Here is a 19,490-nt window from a genome sequence, read left to right as displayed (position 1 = left end):
GGTTGAATCGACATCGCGCTTTAGCTCTTTGTTTGAGCATGATCCTATCGGAAAACCGCTTCACACCTTTCCGGATCATGCTCTAGCAGCGAAAGGACAGGCATGGCCAAGAACGAGCCCGCGGAGAAAATGAAGCGCAAGGCTTATGAGAAGGAGCTCGAAAAGCTCCAGGTCGAGCTCTGCCACCTTCAGGAATGGGTCAGGACCCAAAAACTGAAAGTGATCATCATCTTCGAGGGGCGCGACGCCGCCGGCAAGGGAGGGACCATCAAGGCCTTGACCGAAAAGGTCAGCCCGCGCGTCTTCCGCGTCTGCGCCCTGCCCGCCCCCTCCGACCGGCAAAAGACCCAACTCTTCCTGCAACGCTATATCGAGCAATATCCGGCCGGCGGCGAGATCGTGATTTTCGACCGCAGCTGGTACAACCGCGCCGGCGTCGAATATGTCATGGGCTTCTGCTCGCCGGCCGATCACAAGCGCTTCTTGGAATTGTGCCCGCTGGTCGAGAAGTTCGCCGTGGACGCCGGCATCATCCTGATCAAGCTGTGGCTCGAGGTCGGAATGGAGGAGCAGGAGCTCCGCTTCAAGGCGCGGATCGAGGATCCGCTGCGGCAGTGGAAGCTCAGCCCGATGGACACCGAGTCATTTGGCCGCTGGTATGATTACTCCCGCGCGCGCGACATGATGTTCGAGGCGACCGACACCAAGCATGCGCCTTGGCGGCTGATCCGCTCCGACGACAAGCGGCGCGCCCGGCTCAACGTCATCTCGCATATCCTGCAGACGATCCCCTACAAGAAGATCAAGCGCGAGAAGGTCAAGCTGCCGCCGCGCTCCCACAAGGGTCGCTACAACGACCAGGCCAGCCTGCGCGGACTCAAATTCGTCGAGGAGCGATACTGACGTGCGCGATCGCCACATGAAAACTGGCTGCATTGACGCAGCCCGTTTTGTTTGCGCAAGCCTTGCTCCCGCTATTTCAGCTTGATCGTGACGCCGCCGACCGCGGCCGACACTTCGGCTCCGACCTTCGGTCCGCTGAGCTGAAGGATCACGCCATTGCCGTTCTGCAATTGCACCGCGCCGGCGCCGGCCGCAACGGCCCCACCCGCTCCGCCCGCGGCATAGGAGCCTTCGATCGACTGCGGCCCCTTCAGGTTGAGCGCTCGACCGACCAGTTTGGTCGTGGAGGCACCGACCGTGAAGCCGACGCTCATCCCTGATACCGTGAAGGGATATTTGTGGCCCCTGTAGAGCAGCACGCCGTCCCCGCCGCCGACGCCGACGATGAAGCCGCCCTTGGTGAAGACCACGGCGACCTGGCCGGTATCGGCACGCGACGGCGTGCCGAAGCCGGCCACACCGACGAGCAGAGCGGCGAGAGCGAGGCGCGTTGCAGACTTTCTCATGAGTAGTTTCCCCTTTGCAGTCACACTGAGTTACTGAGCCAAGATCATTGCGAAGTAGCCGAACACCGTGAGCAGGATGCCCGAAACGGCATAGCCGACCGGGAATCCGATCCAGGGTACGGTGCTCTGGATTTCCACCGCCGCCTCGCGGCACGGGCCGGAGTGCGACCGCGCACCGGCCACACCGCCCATCAGCACGGCCGGATTGATCTTGAAGATGTGGTACCCGATCGCCCAGACGATGAAGGGCGGGATCGTGCAGGCGATGAAGCCGACGATGAAGATTTTCAGGGCCACCGCGCCCGTCAGCTGAGACAGCAATCCGGCGCCCGCATTGATGCCGACGATGGCGACGAAGACCACGAGCCCGAGATCCTCGAGCACGTTGCGCGCCGCATTGGGGGTGTTGCCGAAGAAGCGCAGCCGCGACACGATCGATGAGACCAGGACGCCTGACAGCAGCAGGCCGCCGGCATTGCCGAGGCCGATCTTGGCGCCGAAGGCGGGAAATTGGATCATGCCGATCAGGAAGCCGACGATCATGCCCGCCGAGAGCGTCAGCAGGTCGGTCGAGGTGTTGGTACGCGCGATGCGTCCCCACATCTCACCGAGCTCGTTCACGGCCCCCTTCAGGCCGACCACCGAGACGATGTCCATCCGCTGCAGCTGGGTTTTCAGACCAGCGGGGATCTGCACGCCCCCGCGCTCGACCTTGGTGACCTGCAACTGGCCAGCGATGGCCGTTTCGCGGAAGGATTCGAAAGTGCGCCCGACGACATCCTTGTTGAAGACCACGATTTCGGCCTGATCCATGGGGATGCCGAGCGTCCGGGCATCGGCCACTTCGGCGCCGATCAAACCCATCTTCTCGGTGAGGTGCTCGGTCGAGCCGCCCAGAGCGATGATGTCGCCTTTTTGCAGCACGAACTCGGGATCGGCGCCTTGTGGTTCGCCGTCGCGCCCGACATTGACGATCCGGTATTCCGGATTCATCGCCCGGAACTTGGCAATGCTGAGTCCGGCTATTGCGGGATTCTCCAGCCGATAGGCGCGCAGGCCAAACTGGCGGTAGCCGGTCAGGCCGCCGCCTTCGAGATCCTTGACCCCGAATTCCTTTTCATACTGCTTCGCGGCGGCCCTGGCGTCGACACCCCACCAGCGCGGCAGATATTTGCAGATCAGGATGATGCCCACGGTGCCCCAGATGTAGGTGATGCCGTAGGAGAGCGCGATCATGCCCGAAGCCGCTTCAGGAGCCATGCCCGCTGGCAGCTTGACGACTCCCGAGGTCACGGCCTGTTCGGCCGATCCGATCGCGGCCGACATGGTCTGCGAGCCCGCCAGCATGCCTCCGGCAGCGCCCACCGGCAGATCGAAGAGCTTTGCGCCGACCACGACGAGAGTAAGGCCGATCACGCTCGACACCACGGCGAGGAGGGTGAATTTGAGGCCATCGCCGCCGAGGCTGTTGACGAAGGACGGGCCGACACGCAAGCCGACGCCATACATGAACAGGTAGTAGAACAGGCTCTTGGCAAAGTTGTTGAGCTCGAGTTTCACGCCGTAGGTGGACGCCCAAACCGAGAGGCCGGCACCCACCACAATGGCGCCGGCGACCATGCCGAGGCCATAACCCTTGACACTGGCCCGACCGATCCAAACGGCGAGGCCGACGGTGAAAAACAGCAGCAGATACGGGTTCTGCTGAAGGAATGTGAAAAATCCCTGCATGGCGGTCCCTCCGATACTTATGAAGCCGCCTTGAGCTTCGGCTGCGCGCCGGGCTTGGGCCGGCCGATCTTCGCCAGGGCTTCGGTGCGCACGAGCTTGAGCCCTTCCTTGGCGTCGTAACCATGGATTTCCTTCACATCGAGCTTGCGCATGAAGTCGATGGTCTCCTGGGTGATGACCTGGCCGGGCACCATGATCGGGAAGCCCGGGGGATACGGGATCACGAAGTTCGCCGAGACCAGCTCGGGGCCGGCCTTCAGCCGACGGTCGATTTCGGGATCGTTGAGGCGGATATGCTCGCAGCCCGCGACGTCATAGGCGGCATAGAAGCCGCTGCGAATGTCGCCCTCGTTGGTCTTGGTGCCGGAATCGCCGCGGAAGCTCGGATGAAAGTGGGAGAAGTTCGGCAAGTCAGGCACGTCCTTCATCAGGCTCTTGACGCGCGCCTCGAAGGTCTTGCGCGCGTTTTCGCCGCCCTGCAGCAGCCCGCGGTCGACCTCGCCTGCGATCTCGGCGAGAACCCGAATGAGATGCGCAACATCGCTGCGGGTGTTGTTGATGTTGGACTGGACCAGGACCGAGTTGCGCGAGGTCTTGTTGACCTGAATGTTGTACTCGTTGGCCAGAATGCCCTTGAACTGGGTACCGTCATAGCCGGCCATGCCGCACACCAGCGTCATGCGGGTCGGGTCGAGGCAGAACTCGTCCTCATCCAGGCTCTTGAGCGTATTCGCCCAGTTCACGCCGGGAGCGAGAAAATCCGTGAAGCCGCTCTGGCGGTATTGCGCCGGCACCATGGCGTCGGCGCCGAGGATGCGGAAGTATTTTGAGAGCAGCGGATTGTTGTTGACCGCCTGGCGGATCGCCAGCGCGATCTCGATCGCATTGGCGACGAGCCCATAGCCCTCCAGCTCCATCTGTCGCCGCGAGATGTCGAGGCTGGCAATGAGCTGCTGGTTCGGGCTGGTGGAGGCATGCGTGAACACGGCCTCCTTGAACTGCTGCTCGACCGTGTGGAATTCGACGTCCTTGACCGACAGCATCGAACCCTGCCGGATCGCCGACATCGACTTGTGGGTCGAGTTGGTCTGGTAGACCCGCAGGCGAATCTGGCGCGGATCGGGAACGAGCCTTGTGCTGAGCAGCACCTCATCGGTCGGGTTCTTGCCGAGCTGCGCCTTTTGCTTCTCATAGGCATCGACCGACTTCGGATCGCGCATCCACGCCTCGATCTCGTTGGCGGCGCCGAGGCCGGTGCGGCGGCGCAGGAACGGCGAGAAACGCGCGAAGCCGAACCAGGCCTCGTCCCACAGGAAGATCAGGTCCGGCTTGATGGCGAGACATTCCTCCATCACCCGGCGGGTGTTGTAGATGTGGCCGTCGAAGGTGCAGTTGGTCAGGTCCAGCATCTTGACGCGATCGAGCCGGCCCTCGGCCCTGGCGTTGAGCAGCGCCTGCTTGATCGTCTTCAGCGGCACCGCGCCATACATCGAATATTCCGTCATCGGGAACGCTTCGACATAGAGCGGCTGCGCACCGGCGAGCACCATGCCGTAATGGTGCGACTTGTGGCAGTTGCGATCGACGATCGCGATGTCGCCCGGCGCGAGCAGCGCCTGCACCGCCATTTTGTTCGAGGTCGAGGTGCCGTTGGTGACGAAGAAGACGCGGTCGGCGCCAAGCGCCCTCGCCGCCTTTTCCTGGGCCTTCTTGATGTTGCCAGTCGGCTCCAGCATGCTGTCGAGACCGCCAGTGGTTGCGCTGCTCTCGGCCAGGAACAGGTTCGGACCGTAGAACTCGCCCATGTCGCGGATCCAGTCGGATTTGAAGATCGACTTGCCGCGGGCGATCGGCAGCGCGTGGAAGGTGCCTATGGGGCGCTGCGCGTATTTCTTGAGATTGTCGAAGAACGGCGTGTCGTAGCGATCCTGGATGCCTTCGAGAATCGACAGATGCAGCTCCAACAGCTCTTCCACCGAGTAGAAAATCCGGCGAACGACATTGGTTTCAGGATTGCCGGCAAGCTCTTCGACGTCCCGATTCGAGATCATGTAGATGTCGAGCTCTGGCCTGACGCGCTTGATGATCTGGGCGAGGCGCAAGGCGGACGCATCGGATTCATCCTTGAGGCCGGCCATGGCCGTTAGCGAACGGAGGACCGGCGCGTCGTGCCGCGAACGAAGGCCAAAGCCCTCGTTGATGACGACAGCCCCCAGATTCGGGTTGAGCATGGTCGCGCAGAACGCGTCTTCCAGACTGCCGACGATGACGGGTTCGTAGATGAAGCCATCCTCCGGACGGCGCAGCTTGCGCCATTCGGCCGCAAGAGCCGGCCATTGGCTGGACGATATGCCGGTGACGATCAAAGTCTCGAAATAGGGTCGGCGCGCCTTATGCCCGGCGAAGGTGGGCGAGATCAGTTCGGGCGCATCGCCATTGCCGTCATCCTTCGCATTCCAATCACCGGCATGCTGGCGGAACGATCGCGTGGCCAACGCCTGAGTGATCCGGGTCGCAAGCGACCGCGACGCGGCCGCATCGCCTGACGATGCTGCTTCGCGCAGGGCCGCCATCAATTGCAGGCCGGGATAGCCGTGGAATTCTTCCGTCACCGACAGACTGGCCAGCGCCTCGTCATAGGCAGCGCGATCGCCGCCGCGCGCCCAGGCTTTGGCAGCCTCGACCAGATCACGCCAATCGTCCGCCCGCGCGCCGGGACCGGAGAAGAACTGGTCGATGCGCTTCTGCGCCGCCTTGGTGTCCTTGGACATATGTCTCTCCCGATCCTGACAGGCAAAAGGTGATGCGGGATCGTGCTTTGCGCGCTTGTCGCTCCATTGATCCAAGTCAACGGTCGCGCGCATTCTCGGCAGGCGCTATGCCGTTCGCATTGCAACAAGCTCGTCAAGCCGTTCGCTGAGCCGGACCGCCTGTGCTTTCGCCGAGCACGCTGTCGAGCGAGCGCAGCCACTGACTGCTGTCGGTCTTCTCACTGAGCCCCTCGGCGCGCAGGAGGTCACGAAGCTGCGCATGCGCGCCGACGATGCAGAGGCCCACCCGGCGTGCGGCAAGCTCGTCGCAGAGATCGTGCAGCATGCGCGCGCCCGCCAGATCGATCGTGGGCGACGCCGAAAGGTCGCAGGCGACCAGATGGATGCCCGGCGAACTTCGCAGCGCGGTCAGGACCGCATCCAGGATAGTTTCCGCGTTGATGTAGAGCAGCGACGCCTCGGGGCGAAACGCGATGATTCCAGCAAGCGGCTCGACATCCGCATGCCGCGCACTGTCCGAATAGCGGCCACTGCCCGGCAAGCGGCCGAGAAATGCGACGTTCGGCCGCGAGGCGCGCGCCAGCAGCAGGAAGATCGACGCGACCGAGGCCAGCAGGACACCCTGGAGGATGCCGAGCAACAGCACAGCGATCAGGGCGATCGACGCAGCATAGAAGTCGATCCGGCTCACCTGCCACATCCGCACCAGCGCACGGATATCGACCAGCTTGTAGACCGCGGCAAAGACGATGGCCGCGAGCACCGCCTTGGGCAGGTTGGTCAGCAGCCCCGTGAAGAACAGAAGACAGAGCCCGAGCGTGACCGAGCAGATGACGAGCGCCAGAGGCGTTCGCGCCCCGGCGCTGTCATTGACCGCCGATTGCGACAAGCCGCCGGCGACAGGATAGCCATGGCCGAAGGCGGCCGCGAGGTTCGCGGCGCCCAGCCCCAAAAATTCCTGGCGGACGTCGAGCGGATAGCCGTGCTTGACCGCAAAGCTCCGCGCCGCCGAAACGCCCTCGATGTAAGCCAAGAGCACGCAGCCGGCGGCGAGCGGAAACAATTCGTCGAACTCAAGCAGGCCGAACGTCGGCATGCCCAGCGCCGGGAGCCCTTCCGGGATACTCCCGGTAACGGGCACACCGAGGCTCGGAAAGCCTAATATCGTCGCCACCGCGATCGCAATCGCCACCACGGTGATACCGACCGGCTTGCCAGGCCATAGCCGCTCGCCGAGCAGAAGCAGCAGGAGGGCGACAGCACCGATCGCGAGCACCAGGAGATCGAGATGACCGAGTTGACCGACCAGCTTGAAGGCACGGTCAAAGAAATTGTGTCCGCCGCCGGCGACGCCGAAAAGGCTCGGCAACTGACTCATGATGATGGTAAGCCCCGCTCCCGCCTTGAATCCGACAAGGATGCTGTCGCTGACGAGCCGGACCAGCACACTGAGCTTGAACAGCCAGGCGATGAAGCAGAGCACGGCAACGCCGAAAGCCGCGAGACTTGCAATCTGCGCATACTTCACGGCATCGCCACCGGCGAGCGTGCCGACGGTCGCGGCAATCATCAGCGAGATCGCCGAGGTCGGGCCAACCGCCAACTGCCGCGAAGTCCCCAGCAAGGCATAACCAATGCCGCCGAGCATATAGCCATAGACACCGATCTGCGGCTGCAGGCCGGCAAGTGCGGCGTAGGCCAGCGAGACCGGAATGGCGTAAGCGGCGAGTGTGACGCCGGCGACGGCATCGGAGGGAAGCCATTCGCGACGATAGGCGGCAAGCCAGCCGGCCGGTGGAAAGAACCGCGTCCATTTCGATTCGGATGGCGCATTCATGTGACCACCTCGCGTGGTGTGGCTTCGCAGCGCAGCAGGACAATCAGGAGTGCGATCACGGGAATGCCGAGCGCGAGGCTGGGAATGGTCCCGGTGGCGAAAGCCCCGGCGGCTGCGCCGCAGCCGAACAGCGCGCATAGCGCGAAGAAGGTTGCCGACTTGCGCAGCGTCCCCAGCGGGGCACCTCCGTAGGCGACCGCGAAGAGGTTCTCGATGGTCTGACGCATGTTCCCAGTGATCATGACCGTGCTGCAGGCTGCGCCTTCGACCTTGATGAATATGGCCGATTGCATGGCCGCGACCATGGAAATGCCGAGCGTTCCGGCAACATCCGGCAACCTGTTGTGCAAGATTCCGATCACGATCAAGAAGACTATCTCGACCAGGACGCTGAGCGCACTGGCCCGCTCGCCGGCCACGCGGCGCAGCCAGGCGGCCATGACGATGCCGGCGGTGAAGGCCAGGATGGGCGGCACGAAATGCAGTGCCTTGGTCCAATCGCCGGCCATGGCGTTGACCCAGAGAAAGATCACGTTGGCGGTCTGGGCGTTCGCCAACACGCCGTGGATGATCCATGTGTAAGCATCGATGAAGCCGCCGGCGAAGGCCAGCAGCAGGACAATCTCGACCGTTTCGTCGCGGCGGACCGCGCCGGCGGCAATGTTCAAGGTGCTCATGTCGACACTACGGGGCGTAAATCCTTCATCGTTTCATAGACCCCGCCGTGTCCTCGCCGGGGCTTGATCTGGATCAAGCAATCTCCTCCCGCAGCAAATCAAATCGCGGCAAAAGCGCCGGGGAACGTCGACCATGGAAACCGTCAGGTGGATCATCGTCACCGCACCGGAAATCTTCCTGCTGCTGGCGATTGCCATCGGCACCATCCTGGGCCGGATCAAGATCAGCGGATTCTCGATCGGCACCACCGCCTGTATCCTTGTTGTCGCTGTCTTGATCGGACAGCTCGGCTCCTTCTCCTTTCCACCGATCCTGCGGGCGATCCTGTTCAGCCTGTTCGTCTTCACGATCGGCTACCGGTCCGGGCCGGAGTTTTTTGCCTCCTTGAGCGTCCGGACGCTGGCGCAGGTCGTGCTGTCGCTGGTGATCGGGGCAACGGGCCTCGTGCTCGTGCTCATCCTTGCACACCTGCTCAAGCTCGATACCGGCACCGCCGCGGGCCTCACCGCCGGCGCGCTGACCCAGTCCTCGGTGATCGGCACCGCGTCTGGCGCGCTGGCGCAGCTCGGCCTCGCACCCGACATCTTGAAGCAACAGGAAGCCAATATCGCAGCCGGCTATGCTGTTACTTATGTGCTCGGCTACATCCTGACGCTGCTGTTCGTCCCATTCGTCGCGCCGCGGCTGATGCGGGTCGATCTCAAGGCGGAGGCCAAGAAACTCGAGACCGAGCTTGCCGGTGGCGTCCCCGTGAAGACGGATAATCTCTCCTACCGCAAATTCCAGGCACGGGCCTATCGCGTCTCGGCCGCCGCCGGCCGCACCGTCGAAGCCATTGAAGCCGAGATCGGCGGACGTACCGTCGTCGAGCGGATCGTCCGCCATGGCGCCGACGTCGGACCGCATCACGATGTCGTGCTCGAAAACGGTGACGACATCGTCCTGACCGGCCCGACCGCGGCGATCGTCGCGGCCAAGCCGGTCATCGGCGCTGAAATCGACGCCGACGAATTGCTGCGCAACCTGCCTGGCAACGTCGTCGACGTGCTCATAGAAAACCGCAAGCTGCACGGCCGGTCGCTCCGCGAGGTGGTCGACATCGTCGGGGACGCAACCCGCGGCGTCTTCCTGCGCGCACTGACCCGGATGGGCCGCGAAGTGCCACTCGGGCCCGATACGCGCGTCTATGTCGGCGACGTCATGACGCTGGTCGGCAGCACCGGCAATATTGCGCGGGCGACGGCGCAGGTTGGTTCTGCCCTCAACACGAGCGATCGCACAGATATTGCTTTTCTTGCCGCCGGCATTGCCGTCGGTCTTCTGGCCGGCCTCGCCAGCCTCAAGGTTGGCAACGTGGCGCTGACGCTCGGCGGCGGAGGTGGCGCGTTGATTGCGGGCCTTGTCTGCGGCTGGCTGCGTTCGCGCAGGCCGACCATGGGCGCGATGCCGCCAGCCGCCCAGCAGACCTTGAGTGATATCGGCCTTGGCGGTTTCATTGCGGCGATTGGCCTCGGCAACGGCCTCGCTGCCTGGTCGGCGATCCAGGCCCATGGCCTGCTCCTCGTCGGCATGGGCGTGGTCGTCACCCTCGTCCCGATGACGGTCGGAACGCTGGTCGCCTACTACGTGCTGCGGATGAACCCGGTTGTGACGTGCGGCGCGCTGGCCGGCGCCATGACAGTGGATGCCGCCGTGACTGGTGCCTGCGATGTTGCCGAGAGCAAGACGCCGGTGCTTGGCGTTGCGGTGCCGTATGCCGTCGGCAACGTCGTGCTGACGGTTCTCGGTCCGATCGTCGTCGCCGCCACGTATTCGGGATGACGGAGGGCATGATGGGTCCCTTGCCTGCAATCCTCCGCCGGTTGATGACTGCCGTCCTTGTCCTTCTCGTCCTTGCGGTGCGCGCGCATGCCGAGGACGACGTGCGGATTCAGGAGGAGATCTGGGCCCTGCCGCTGCCGCTGCCAATGTTCGCCTATTTGGCCCGACCGGTCGGTGACGGTCCCTTCCCGCTGGTGATCATGAACCATGGCGTCTCGCTCAAACCGACCGATCGTAGCTTCTTTCCGCTGGTCGAGTTCCGCGACGCCGCCAAATGGTTCGCCAAGCGCGGCAATCTGGTGGTGGCGCCGGTCGGAAGCGGCTATGGGGCCGCCGCCATCGATATTCCAGAACGGGCGCTCTACGGTCCGTTCTTCTCCAAAATCGGCAATTGCATCAACCCCAACTTCCACGATGCCGGCCTCGCCCTCGCGCAAGTCGACCTCTGGATCATCGACTACTTGGCGGCCGAGAAACGCATCATTCCGAAAGACGTCGTCGTGGTCGGGCAGTCCGCAGGCGGCTGGGCGGCGATCGCCCTGTCGAGCCTGAACCCGCCACCGGTGAAGGCGATCATCACCTTCGCCGCCGGCCGCGGCGGCCGTGTCGGTGGCAAGCCCAACAACAACTGTGCGCCTGACAAACTGGTGGAAGCGACCGCCGATTTTGGCGGCACCTCGCGCGTGCCGATGCTTTGGATCTACATCGAGAACGACACGTTCTTCGGCCCCGAATTGTCGAAGCGGATGCGCGATGCGTTCACGGCCGCCGGCGGCAAGGCCGAGTACCATTTGATGCCGCCATTCGGCCACGAGGGCCATTTTTTCATCGGCTCACCGGATGCGATCCCGATCTGGTCGCCACTGGTGGCGAAATTTCTCGATGCGCAAAAATAGCGCCCCGATCCGGAAACGCGAACCATGACCAGCGCTCTCAACTATCTCTCAGCCTTTTTGGTCCTCCTCATCACCGCGACGTCAGCGTTCCCTGCCGAAGTCGCAACGCGTGGTCAGCGCGAGGCCCAGGACATCAACTACGGCGACTGGCAGAAACTATGCTTTAAGGCGGGCGGCGCACCCACGTTGTGCCGGACCACGATCACAGGCAAATTCCCGACCGGTCAGATAGCCGTGCGCATCGACTTGATCGAGCGCGACGATACCCCGACAGCGCGACTGCAGCTGTTCGTGCCCGTTGGCATGTATCTGCAGCAACCGATCAAACTCACCATCGACGAGGGTGCTCCAGTCCGCGTGCCGTATACCTGGTGCCTGACTAACGCCTGCATCGCGGCCGACGTCGCGTCGGCAGACGTGGTCAAGCAGCTGGAGGCGGGAAAGACGCTGACACTCGAGACCGTCGATTCCAATCTGCTGGCGCTCACGACGTCTATTCCCCTGGCGCAGTTCGCAGCCGCGCACAAGGGCCCACCGGCGAAAACGCTGGAGCAATATGTCGACGAATGAGAGATCCGGCAGATCAGGCGGCCGATGCGCGCATCACCGAGGCGATCAGCGATTCCGCCGAGAACGGCTTTGTCAGGTATGCAACGCAGCCTGATGCGATCGCAGCGGCATGATTTGCCGCGCTGTCATTGCCGGTGATGTAGATCACCGGCGCGACAACCCCCTGCCCTGCCAGTCGGAGCCGCAGCTCAATGCCGGACTTTCCGTCAAGATTGATGTCGAGCACGATGCAGATCGCCTCCTCGAACCTGCCCTGATCGAGCAAGGCGTTCGCTGAATCGAACAGCGTCGCAACGAACCCGTGCGCACGAAGCAGCCTGCTCAGGCTGGTCCGCATCGAAGGATCGTCATCGACGACGAAAACTGTTTCGCGGGACGGCAAGGAGCGACCTCTCGGGCCGGCGCTATTTGCTGCGCGACGCTCGCATGGCAGCACCGCCCCACGAACTTTCATATTGTCCCTTGGGGCAGTCCCGTTGCCGCAAACCACGATCCCGGCGCGATCAGAGAGCTAATCGCCCTTCGTATCGAGCAATCCAAGTCGTTCCGCGATCGAAACAAGCTCTGCAAGCGAATGGACTTGCATCTTCTCCATCACCTGGTGGCGGTGGGCCTTCACGGTTCGCTCGGTCGTCCCCAGTTCATAAGCGATCTGCTTGTTGATCTTGCCGCGGACGATGAGATCAAACACCTGTCGTTCACGCTGGGTCAGCCTGGCGAGGTGCGCGCGAAATACCTCCAGCCTGCCACGTTGACTTCGCACCGCGTCCTGCCGCACCAGCGCGCGTTCGATCGCGTCAAGCAGCAACTCTGACGAGACCGGCTTGGTCAGGAAGTCTTCCGCTCCGGCCTTGATCGTCCGCACCGTGGTTGCCGTATCGGCATGTCCGGTCAGGAAGATGATGGGCAGCGTCGAGCCCGATGCTACCAGCCGGCTCTGCAATTCGGGGCCGCTCAGTCCCGGTATCCGCACGTCGAGCAAAATGCATCCGGGCTGATCGTCACCTGGCGCGGCGTCCAGCAGGTCCTGCGCCGATGCATAGGTCGCGACATCATAGCCGGCGAGCTTCAGCCGGCGTTCTATCGCCGTCCGGAACGATGCGTCGTCATCAACTACGTGGACCAGACCGGGCACTCTTCACCTATCGCAGAGTTCAACGATGACGAATGAATGACCGAAGCGATATTCGGCAAATTGAACGAAAATCAAAATATGTGCTTCCTCACGAGATCCCTTCCGTAGGCGGCAAAGGACTTCTCAATCCGCGCAAGTAAGTCCATTCGGTCCCTGGGTACCATGTACCTTGGGACAATGGTTGGGAATACCGCGTTAGTCGTAAATCAACTTCAGCGGGAATGGGATAGCGCGGCCGCATCTCCTGCGACGAGATATTCTGTCCGACGGACCAATTCGGCGTAGAGCTGAGGAGTTGGCCTATGTTCGTTCGCATCACCACTGATTCTGCACCGCGCCCCAATTCGCTCCGCGACCTCGGCATGACCAGCTCTTCAACTGCGCTGGTCAGTCTGAGCGAATTTTCCTACAAGAAAGGCGCTGAAGTCTACGGCGAGAAAGAACCCGCCGAATATGTTTATCAAGTCAAGTCCGGGGCTGTGCGGAGCTACAAGCTGCTGTCGGACGGTCGCAGGCAGATCGGCGCCTTTCATCTCACCGGCGATATCTTTGGGCTGGAAAATGGCAGCGAGCACAGATTCACGGCCGAGGCGATCGTCGATACCACAGTACGTCTGGTCAAGCGGCAGAGCCTCGAACTGGTCGCCGAAAATGACGCGATGGTCGCCAGGAACCTGCTCAGCATGACCACGAACAACCTGCAGCATGCGGAAGATCATATGCTGCTGCTCGGGCGCAAGACCTCGCTGGAGCGCGTTGCGGCGTTCCTGCTCGAGATGGACAGGCGGCTGACCGCGGCAAGTGTCATGGCGCTGCCCATGTCGAGGCGCGATATCGCCGACTATCTCGGCTTGACGCTGGAGACCGTCTCACGCGCCTTGTCGCGTTTGCACGAGCTCGGCATCATCGGCTTTATCGGCAACACGCAGCGTCAGATCGTGCTGCTGGACCGGCACCAGCTTGCAAGCCTCGATCTACCGGCTTGACCTGACGGGAAGTCGCTCATGGACGTTGTGTGGAGCACCATCCAGGATCGTTCGCGCGACGTCCGTTGTCCCGGTGATGATGATCTGCACACCGATGCAGAGCAGGAGGAACGCCGACAGCTTTGTAACCACGCTGGTGCCCTCCTCTCCGAACAGGCGTGCCATCGCGCTCGACTTGCGGTAGGCGTGGTATATTGCCGCGGTTACGGCGAGGGCAACCGCCAGCGAAACGATCGACGATCCAAACATTGCATCCAGGCTGTCGGTCCGGCTGATTCCGATGGCGATGGCGGTTGCTATCGTTCCAGGTCCTGTTGTGAGCGGGATCGTCAGCGGAAAGAACGCCATGCGCTTCATGGTCGCAAGATCGGCGGTCGCCTCGGCGTGGGGGCCGGCCGCACCTGGCGTGGCGTGGAGCATCGACCAGCCGGTTGCGGCGACCACGAGGCCCCCGGCAATCCGCAGCGCTGGTATGGTCACGCCGAAGAAGTTCAGAATCTGGCTGCCGAGAAATAGCGAGGCTAACAGAACAGCGAAGGCGTATCCGGCAACGCGCAGCGCAAGATCCGCGCGCTCGTCCTCAGAGAGGCCTCTGGTCCGGTCCAGGAAGATGAAGGCCAGTCCGTAAGGATTGATGATCGCAAACAGCGCGCCAAAACCGAACAAGAAATCGGCAACCCAGCGGGATGTCACGAAATTGGGCATCTGGCCTCAGCTCCGCTTGCGCCACAAAAGGCGCTTGTACGAGCCAGGCCGGCACGGGACGCTGCCGGTCGCGCTCACGGCACGTGTTCCTTTCCTCTGACGACATCGTCCGTGATCAGTCCGACGTGGTCGAGCGTCTTGCGCAAGACCTCGAACAGGATTGCGGCTGACCAGCCGAACAGCAGCACGCCGTTCATCGCGGTCAGCGGCCCGATCAGCCGCCATTCGCGCACCGGCGTGATATCGCCATAGCCAAGCGTCGTGTAGTTGACGAAAGCGAAATAGATGAGGTCGCTCTCGGGAGCGGCCACGGCCTGGACGATGGCATAGGTCCATGCCCATATCAGGACTTCCAGCGCATGCGCGACATTCAGAACCGCTGCGGTCGCAACCATCACGCCCATCAGATGCAATCTCGGCCGCTCGACCTTGCGAAGGCCTGCGCTGCGGGCAATTGCGACGGCGATGAGCGTAACCAGTGCGTGAATGCCGATGTTGACCGCGCTGATCAGCGCGCCGACCGTCAATTGCAACAGCATAGGGTTCGACCAGACCTCAATCGCGCAAGCCGTCCCGGACAGCCGACGCCCCTCTCCGGCATCGACCGCCCCCTGGAGCGCGCCAAACAGCCATCCAAGAGCGGCTGCAATCGTCGACGTTGATTTGGGTCAACGGTCGGCAACAACGTCCGGCACCGGCGCGGCCCGCTCGATGCGGATCCAGGCGGCCGCAAGCTCCCAGGCAACCGCCAGGATGATTGGCCCGATAAAGAGCCCGATGATCCCATGCGCAAGCGTTCCGCCGATCACCCCGATCAGGATCACGAGCGTCGGCGTGGTCAGCCCGCGCCCCATGACCAACGGCTTCAGGATGTTGTCGAGCAGACCCACGATGACGAAGAATATCGTCAGCGGCAGTGCTGCGGTCATGTCCTTGTCCATCCAGATCCAGATGACCACGGGAAGAAGAACGATGGCCGCGCCGATCTGCACGATTGACAGCAATAGAACGATGACAGCGAGTAAGCCCGCGCTCGGAATGGCGGCGAGCTTGAAGCCGATGCCGGCGAGCAACGCCTGGATGATCGCAACGCCGATCACGCCCTGTGACACCGCGCGGATGGTGGCGCCGGAAAGCTCCAGAAAATGCTCGCTCTGTTCCGGCACGATCCGGAACAGAAAGCCACGGATCGCACCGGCAAGCTGCGGGCCGTAGGGAAAAAGGAGCCCGGCGACCAGCACCGACAGCAGGAACTCAAGCATGCCAATGCCGGCGCTGCCGACGAAGGACAGCATGAACCCCGCAAGCGGCTTCAGATACGGCGTCACCTCCTGCAGCACCGCTCGGATGTTGGTGTAGGCCAGATTCCAGAGATCGTAGAGCTGCTGGCCGATCACGGGCCAGCTCTTGATCTGCTCGGGTGCGGCCCGCAACGCGAGTTCGCCAGCACTGATCTGGCTTGCGATGTCCCTGATCCCGTCGACGGCACTCAAGCCCAGCCACGCCGCGGGGCCGATGACGATGCCGAGCATGATCACGGTGAGAATGGCCGCCGCGATACGCGGGCTGCCGCCGAGGAGTTTGGCGAGCCAGCTGAACGCCGGATAGAACGCCACCGCCAGCACCGCGCTCCAGGTCAGGATCGGGACGAACGGCTTGATGATCAGGAAGGTCCACGCCACCAGCAGTCCGAGCAATCCGAGCCGGATCACGAGCTGGATGACGCCGTCGGTCGTCAGAACTTGTCGAATTGTCTTCAAGCGCGGTGCCCGTGTGCTCAGGAGCCTGCTCAGCGTAGCGGCTCCGCTCGTGCAGCCGGCTTGATCCAGATCAAGCAGTTCCGCCGCAGTCACCAGCCTGATCGCCGGATGCTGACGACGGTCGTCGTCTCCGCCTCACGAACGCAGCGAGACACCGATGATCGATGCCGCGAGCTACACGCGCCGGGACACGTTGCGCGACGGCACGTCCGTCGAAATTCGGGCGCTCCACCCTGAGGACGAGGTCGAGATGCTCGCGGCGCTGGGACAGACCAGCGCGCAGTCGCGGCGGCGTCGGTTCTTCGTCCCGAAGCAGCATTTTTCGGACAGGGAGCGCGACTTCTTCATGGAGATCGATTTCGAGCGCCATGTCGCGCTGGTCGCTTGCGTGGACGATGCGGGCATCGTCGGCGGCGGTCGCTACATCGTCGCAGAGCCAGGCCGCGCCGAAATGGCCTTCATGGTGATCGACGCCTGGCAGGGGCGCGGCATCGGTGGCCTGCTCCTGCGTCACCTGATCGCGCTGGCGCGCGACGCCAGGCTGGGCGAACTGACGGCAGAGGTGCTCCCCGAGAATGCAGCCATGCTCCGCCTCTTCGATAGATTTGGATTCGTGCGCGCAAAGGGCTGGGATCCCGATGCCATCCACCTGGAATTGAAGTTGACCTAGATCGGATCAAACTCCAGTTAATTCAGCCAATTAGACAGAATTATTGACGCTGAAACTGAACCTGATGGCGGAACCCACGGTACCCTTGCGGGCACGCCGGTTTTCAAGTTCGGGCGGCGCAGTGTCGCCCTGTGTTGGCACGTCCAACTAGTCCGGATTTCCTCGCGTTTTGGCAGGGCGACAGTCCAGTCAGTCCATCGCGTGTCGCCAAACTTGGGTCCGAGGAGGACGTCGATAACCGTCCTTCTCGGGATCCTCGGCACGGTCGTCGCAGCACTGCTGCGGGCCAATACACGCGTATGGACGGCGCTTGCGCTCGGCCTTTTCGTGATCGGGTTGTCGGCCGCCCTCATTGCCTTCGCTCAGCCCTGTGGATCTGGACGGGATATCGCTATCGGCCATGCTCTGCTGGTGGGGGATGCGGTCGACGATGACGGCAGGCCGGCGGTATTTCTGACAATCAAACGCTCGTGGCCCGGCGCGGTTCTTGTCCGGTGATCGCGCGCCGGGCCTAACCATTCCCCGCTTCCCCCGTGAGGTTTGGCTAAGGTGAAGATAAAACGATTCTCGGGACAGCTTATACTTGTTTGTGCAAGCCCCAGAACGCGATCAGCAGACGGGTGATGGCCCCCGTTCCGAGAGAACGCTTTCCACACCCACGACGCGCAGTAGCTCGCAATCGTTCCGAGATACCGCTAATCGATAATTTGACTCTCGCGGGTGTCGGGCTTCGATGGCGGGATGAGTGTCCGTCTCATCAAGCACGAAACCGTGCCCGGCACCGGAAGCTTCAAGGTGCGCTTCGCTGATGGGCGCCGAAGTCGTTATTTCTACTTCGACGACCTACCGTCGCGACGGCTACGTCCGGGGCAAGTGCCCCGCGAACAAGCACTCGATTGGGCCAGAATGTTCGCCCGAATTATGCGCGACGTGATCGATCGCTGGGGCCCGCCAGCGAACCGGCGGGCCTTTGATTTCTGAGCCGCCGCTTGACATCTGTCCCGCAGCAATCGGAGCAACAATTGATGTATCTGCCGTGCCGTGTGCCTGCTAGCCTCCTGAAAAAAGGGGGCGGGCGTGGATCGATTAAAAAGCGCAGTGGCGCACCTCGAGGCGCCTGATTGCCCAAATTGTCACGTCGCCATATCGTCGGCGAAAGCGCGGCTGATGTGGCAATTTGCTGCCGCCGACTTACATGCTGGCCATGCCAAAACAGTTCGAGTTCTGCAGGCCGCAGGCGCGCAAGGTTGTGCCGGTCGGTGATGATTGGATCGACGAGGTTAAATATGACGGCTACCGGGAGCGCGTGATCCGCGACGGCCGCGACGTCAAAATCCTGTCCAAGAGCGGGCTCGATTGGACCTGGCGCTTCCCTTGGATCGCCGAGACCGCGCTAAAGATGAAACAGCAGCGCTTCGTCATCGATGGCGAGATCTGCGTGCTCGACGTCCAGGGCATATCGGACTTCAACGCTCTGCAATCGAACAAGCATAACGGAGAAGCCCAGCTCTACGCCTTCGACCTGGTGGCGCCCGAGGGCGATGATCTGCGCGAGCTGCCGCTGTTCGAGCGCAAGGCGCGCCTCGGTAAGCTGCTCGCGCGGCGGCCGGAAGGCATCTTCGTGGCGCCGTTCGAGCGGGGCGAGATCGGTCCGGATCTCTTCCGCAAGGCCTGCGAGCTCGGCCTCGAGGGCATCGTCTCGAAACGCCGCGATCGCCCCTACCAAGCTGGCCGCTCAAGGGGGTTGGATCAGGTCAAGAACCGGAGTCACCCTGCAATGAGCCGGGAGTTATAGGCCCGCCAGCGTGAACCGGCGCCAACAGAAGGGCCGCAGGCTCCGCTCTACAACGGCTCCTGCGGCCCTACACCGCGACGTTCTGCACGATCACGCGGCGCACCTCTGGGCCTAGGACCATCTATCGCCCTAGAGAACGCCACACCCAAACGGCCGATTAAATTTAGAACACTGTATCTTTTTGGACTGAGGGATTGAATCCCGAGCAGAAGGATATGAACCGGCGTGCCGGGTTGAGTTTGGTGCGTCGGGCGGTCTCGGAGCGTCTCGTCTCCAGCCCCCGAGATGCTCGGGACCGTTCGTCTGAAAATAAATCCCGCGACTCACATTTGTTGTGGCCGGAACTAGTGGTGCCGGGAAGATTCGGCAAACCGGGGCTGGCTGATACTTCACTTAAATTTTTCACCCGGAAGTTTTGACCAATGCGCGGGCCGCAGCTGCCCCAGCTGCGGCCTTCGTATTCTGCGAATTCCACTTTCGGAGATCTAATGCCCAACGAACATTGCTTGATCGTACATGCTGCTGGAAGACAATTGGACCTGCTCCGCGGAGAAGCTTCGCGCATCGCAAAGGGAAAACAGATTAACTGGTGGACCGATCGCGGCGACGCCGGTACACGCTTTTGCTTTGAAGACGCGAATGCGAAAGAGACGTTCGCGCTCACTTGCGACAATTTCGGCATCCGTTGTCGAGACGACTAGCACAAAAGAATCCGCCGACCTTGTG

19 protein-coding genes are annotated in these 19,490 nt (G+C 62.5%); 8 read left to right on the top strand and 11 right to left on the bottom strand.

The annotated features are described in order from the left end of the window. Positions 1-102 precede the first annotated feature (102 nt). Complete coding sequence (gene ppk2, locus XH98_RS15235; protein ID WP_271601302.1) at positions 103-903, top strand: polyphosphate kinase 2; 801 nt, start codon at positions 103-105, stop codon at positions 901-903. Positions 904-974: 71 nt separating this feature from the next. On the opposite strand, the gene XH98_RS15230 is transcribed toward ppk2, so the two are convergent. From XH98_RS15230 to XH98_RS15210, 5 genes are all read right to left on the bottom strand, one after another. Further along, entirely contained in the window at positions 975-1,409 is a 435-nt protein-coding gene (locus tag XH98_RS15230) for a hypothetical protein (RefSeq protein WP_271619096.1), read from the bottom strand. Between the two features lie 30 nt (positions 1,410-1,439). Further along, a complete protein-coding gene (locus XH98_RS15225; protein ID WP_271619095.1) occupies positions 1,440-3,140 on the bottom strand; it encodes an aspartate:alanine exchanger family transporter in 1,701 nt (566 codons plus the stop codon). Positions 3,141-3,157: 17 nt separating this feature from the next. Continuing rightward, the gene (locus XH98_RS15220) at positions 3,158-5,911 is read right to left on the bottom strand and encodes a decarboxylase (RefSeq protein ID WP_271601299.1); all 2,754 of its coding nucleotides are present in this window, start codon (positions 5,909-5,911) and stop codon (positions 3,158-3,160) included. A gap of 133 nt (positions 5,912-6,044) precedes the next feature. Beyond that, positions 6,045-7,748 carry a SulP family inorganic anion transporter gene (locus tag XH98_RS15215; RefSeq protein ID WP_271619094.1) on the bottom strand — a complete coding sequence of 568 codons (1,704 nt, stop codon included), beginning with the start codon at positions 7,746-7,748 and terminating at the stop codon, positions 6,045-6,047. Then, a complete protein-coding gene (locus XH98_RS15210) occupies positions 7,745-8,425 on the bottom strand; it encodes a YoaK family protein (protein ID WP_271601297.1) in 681 nt (226 codons plus the stop codon). The genes XH98_RS15215 and XH98_RS15210 overlap by 4 nt, the downstream gene beginning before the upstream one ends. Before the next feature lie 133 nt (positions 8,426-8,558). Here XH98_RS15210 and XH98_RS15205 point away from each other — a divergent pair, with 133 nt between their 5' ends. Genes XH98_RS15205 through XH98_RS15195 form a run of 3 tightly spaced genes read left to right on the top strand, consistent with a single transcriptional unit; the run spans position 8,559 to position 11,713 of the window. Then, entirely contained in the window at positions 8,559-10,247 is a 1,689-nt protein-coding gene (locus tag XH98_RS15205) for an aspartate:alanine exchanger family transporter (RefSeq protein ID WP_271619093.1), read from the top strand. A gap of 44 nt (positions 10,248-10,291) precedes the next feature. Further along, positions 10,292-11,143, top strand: coding sequence for a dienelactone hydrolase family protein (locus tag XH98_RS15200; RefSeq protein WP_271601327.1), 852 nt, complete (start codon positions 10,292-10,294; stop codon positions 11,141-11,143). Between the two features lie 24 nt (positions 11,144-11,167). Next, a complete protein-coding gene (locus tag XH98_RS15195) occupies positions 11,168-11,713 on the top strand; it encodes an invasion associated locus B family protein (protein ID WP_271619092.1) in 546 nt (181 codons plus the stop codon). Positions 11,714-11,726: 13 nt separating this feature from the next. Here XH98_RS15195 and XH98_RS15190 read toward each other — a convergent pair whose 3' ends face one another. Both XH98_RS15190 and XH98_RS15185 read right to left on the bottom strand, forming a co-directional pair. Beyond that, complete coding sequence (locus tag XH98_RS15190) at positions 11,727-12,167, bottom strand: response regulator (RefSeq protein WP_442868585.1); 441 nt, start codon at positions 12,165-12,167, stop codon at positions 11,727-11,729. Between the two features lie 57 nt (positions 12,168-12,224). Continuing rightward, positions 12,225-12,848: a response regulator transcription factor gene (locus XH98_RS15185; RefSeq protein ID WP_271601293.1), complete on the bottom strand. Its 624-nt coding sequence runs from the start codon at positions 12,846-12,848 to the stop codon at positions 12,225-12,227. 302 nt (positions 12,849-13,150) lie between these two features. On the opposite strand from XH98_RS15185, the gene XH98_RS15180 reads away from it, so the two are divergent. Continuing rightward, entirely contained in the window at positions 13,151-13,834 is a 684-nt protein-coding gene (locus XH98_RS15180) for a helix-turn-helix domain-containing protein (RefSeq protein ID WP_057755158.1), read from the top strand. Here XH98_RS15180 and XH98_RS15175 read toward each other — a convergent pair. The 3 genes from XH98_RS15175 to XH98_RS15165 all read right to left on the bottom strand — a co-directional run bounded on the left by XH98_RS15175 (position 13,823) and on the right by XH98_RS15165 (position 16,299). Next, a complete protein-coding gene (locus XH98_RS15175; protein WP_271619091.1) occupies positions 13,823-14,539 on the bottom strand; it encodes a MarC family protein in 717 nt (238 codons plus the stop codon). The two genes, XH98_RS15180 and XH98_RS15175, sit on opposite strands and share 12 nt — an antisense overlap. Before the next feature lie 74 nt (positions 14,540-14,613). Beyond that, a complete protein-coding gene (locus XH98_RS15170; protein ID WP_271601291.1) occupies positions 14,614-15,078 on the bottom strand; it encodes a potassium channel family protein in 465 nt (154 codons plus the stop codon). 129 nt (positions 15,079-15,207) lie between these two features. Continuing rightward, a complete protein-coding gene (locus tag XH98_RS15165; RefSeq protein ID WP_271601290.1) occupies positions 15,208-16,299 on the bottom strand; it encodes an AI-2E family transporter in 1,092 nt (363 codons plus the stop codon). Between the two features lie 157 nt (positions 16,300-16,456). On the opposite strand from XH98_RS15165, the gene XH98_RS15160 reads away from it, so the two are divergent. From XH98_RS15160 to XH98_RS15150, 3 genes are all read left to right on the top strand, one after another. After that, a complete protein-coding gene (locus tag XH98_RS15160; RefSeq protein ID WP_271619090.1) occupies positions 16,457-16,969 on the top strand; it encodes a GNAT family N-acetyltransferase in 513 nt (170 codons plus the stop codon). A gap of 741 nt (positions 16,970-17,710) precedes the next feature. Next, on the top strand, positions 17,711-17,950 hold the full coding sequence (locus XH98_RS15155; protein WP_271601288.1) for a hypothetical protein: 240 nt from the start codon (positions 17,711-17,713) through the stop codon (positions 17,948-17,950). Positions 17,951-18,173: 223 nt separating this feature from the next. Continuing rightward, entirely contained in the window at positions 18,174-18,764 is a 591-nt protein-coding gene (locus XH98_RS15150) for an ATP-dependent DNA ligase (RefSeq protein WP_271619089.1), read from the top strand. A gap of 485 nt (positions 18,765-19,249) precedes the next feature. Here XH98_RS15150 and XH98_RS15145 read toward each other — a convergent pair. Then, the coding region (locus XH98_RS15145; RefSeq protein ID WP_271619088.1) for a hypothetical protein at positions 19,250-19,490 on the bottom strand (241 nt) is incomplete at its 5' end.

The organism is Bradyrhizobium sp. CCBAU 51745 (assembly GCF_028128715.1).
GTDB lineage: Bacteria > Pseudomonadota > Alphaproteobacteria > Rhizobiales > Xanthobacteraceae > Bradyrhizobium > Bradyrhizobium manausense.
Note: the sequence above shows the minus strand (reverse complement) of the source record. Positions and strands in the feature narration are given on the sequence as shown.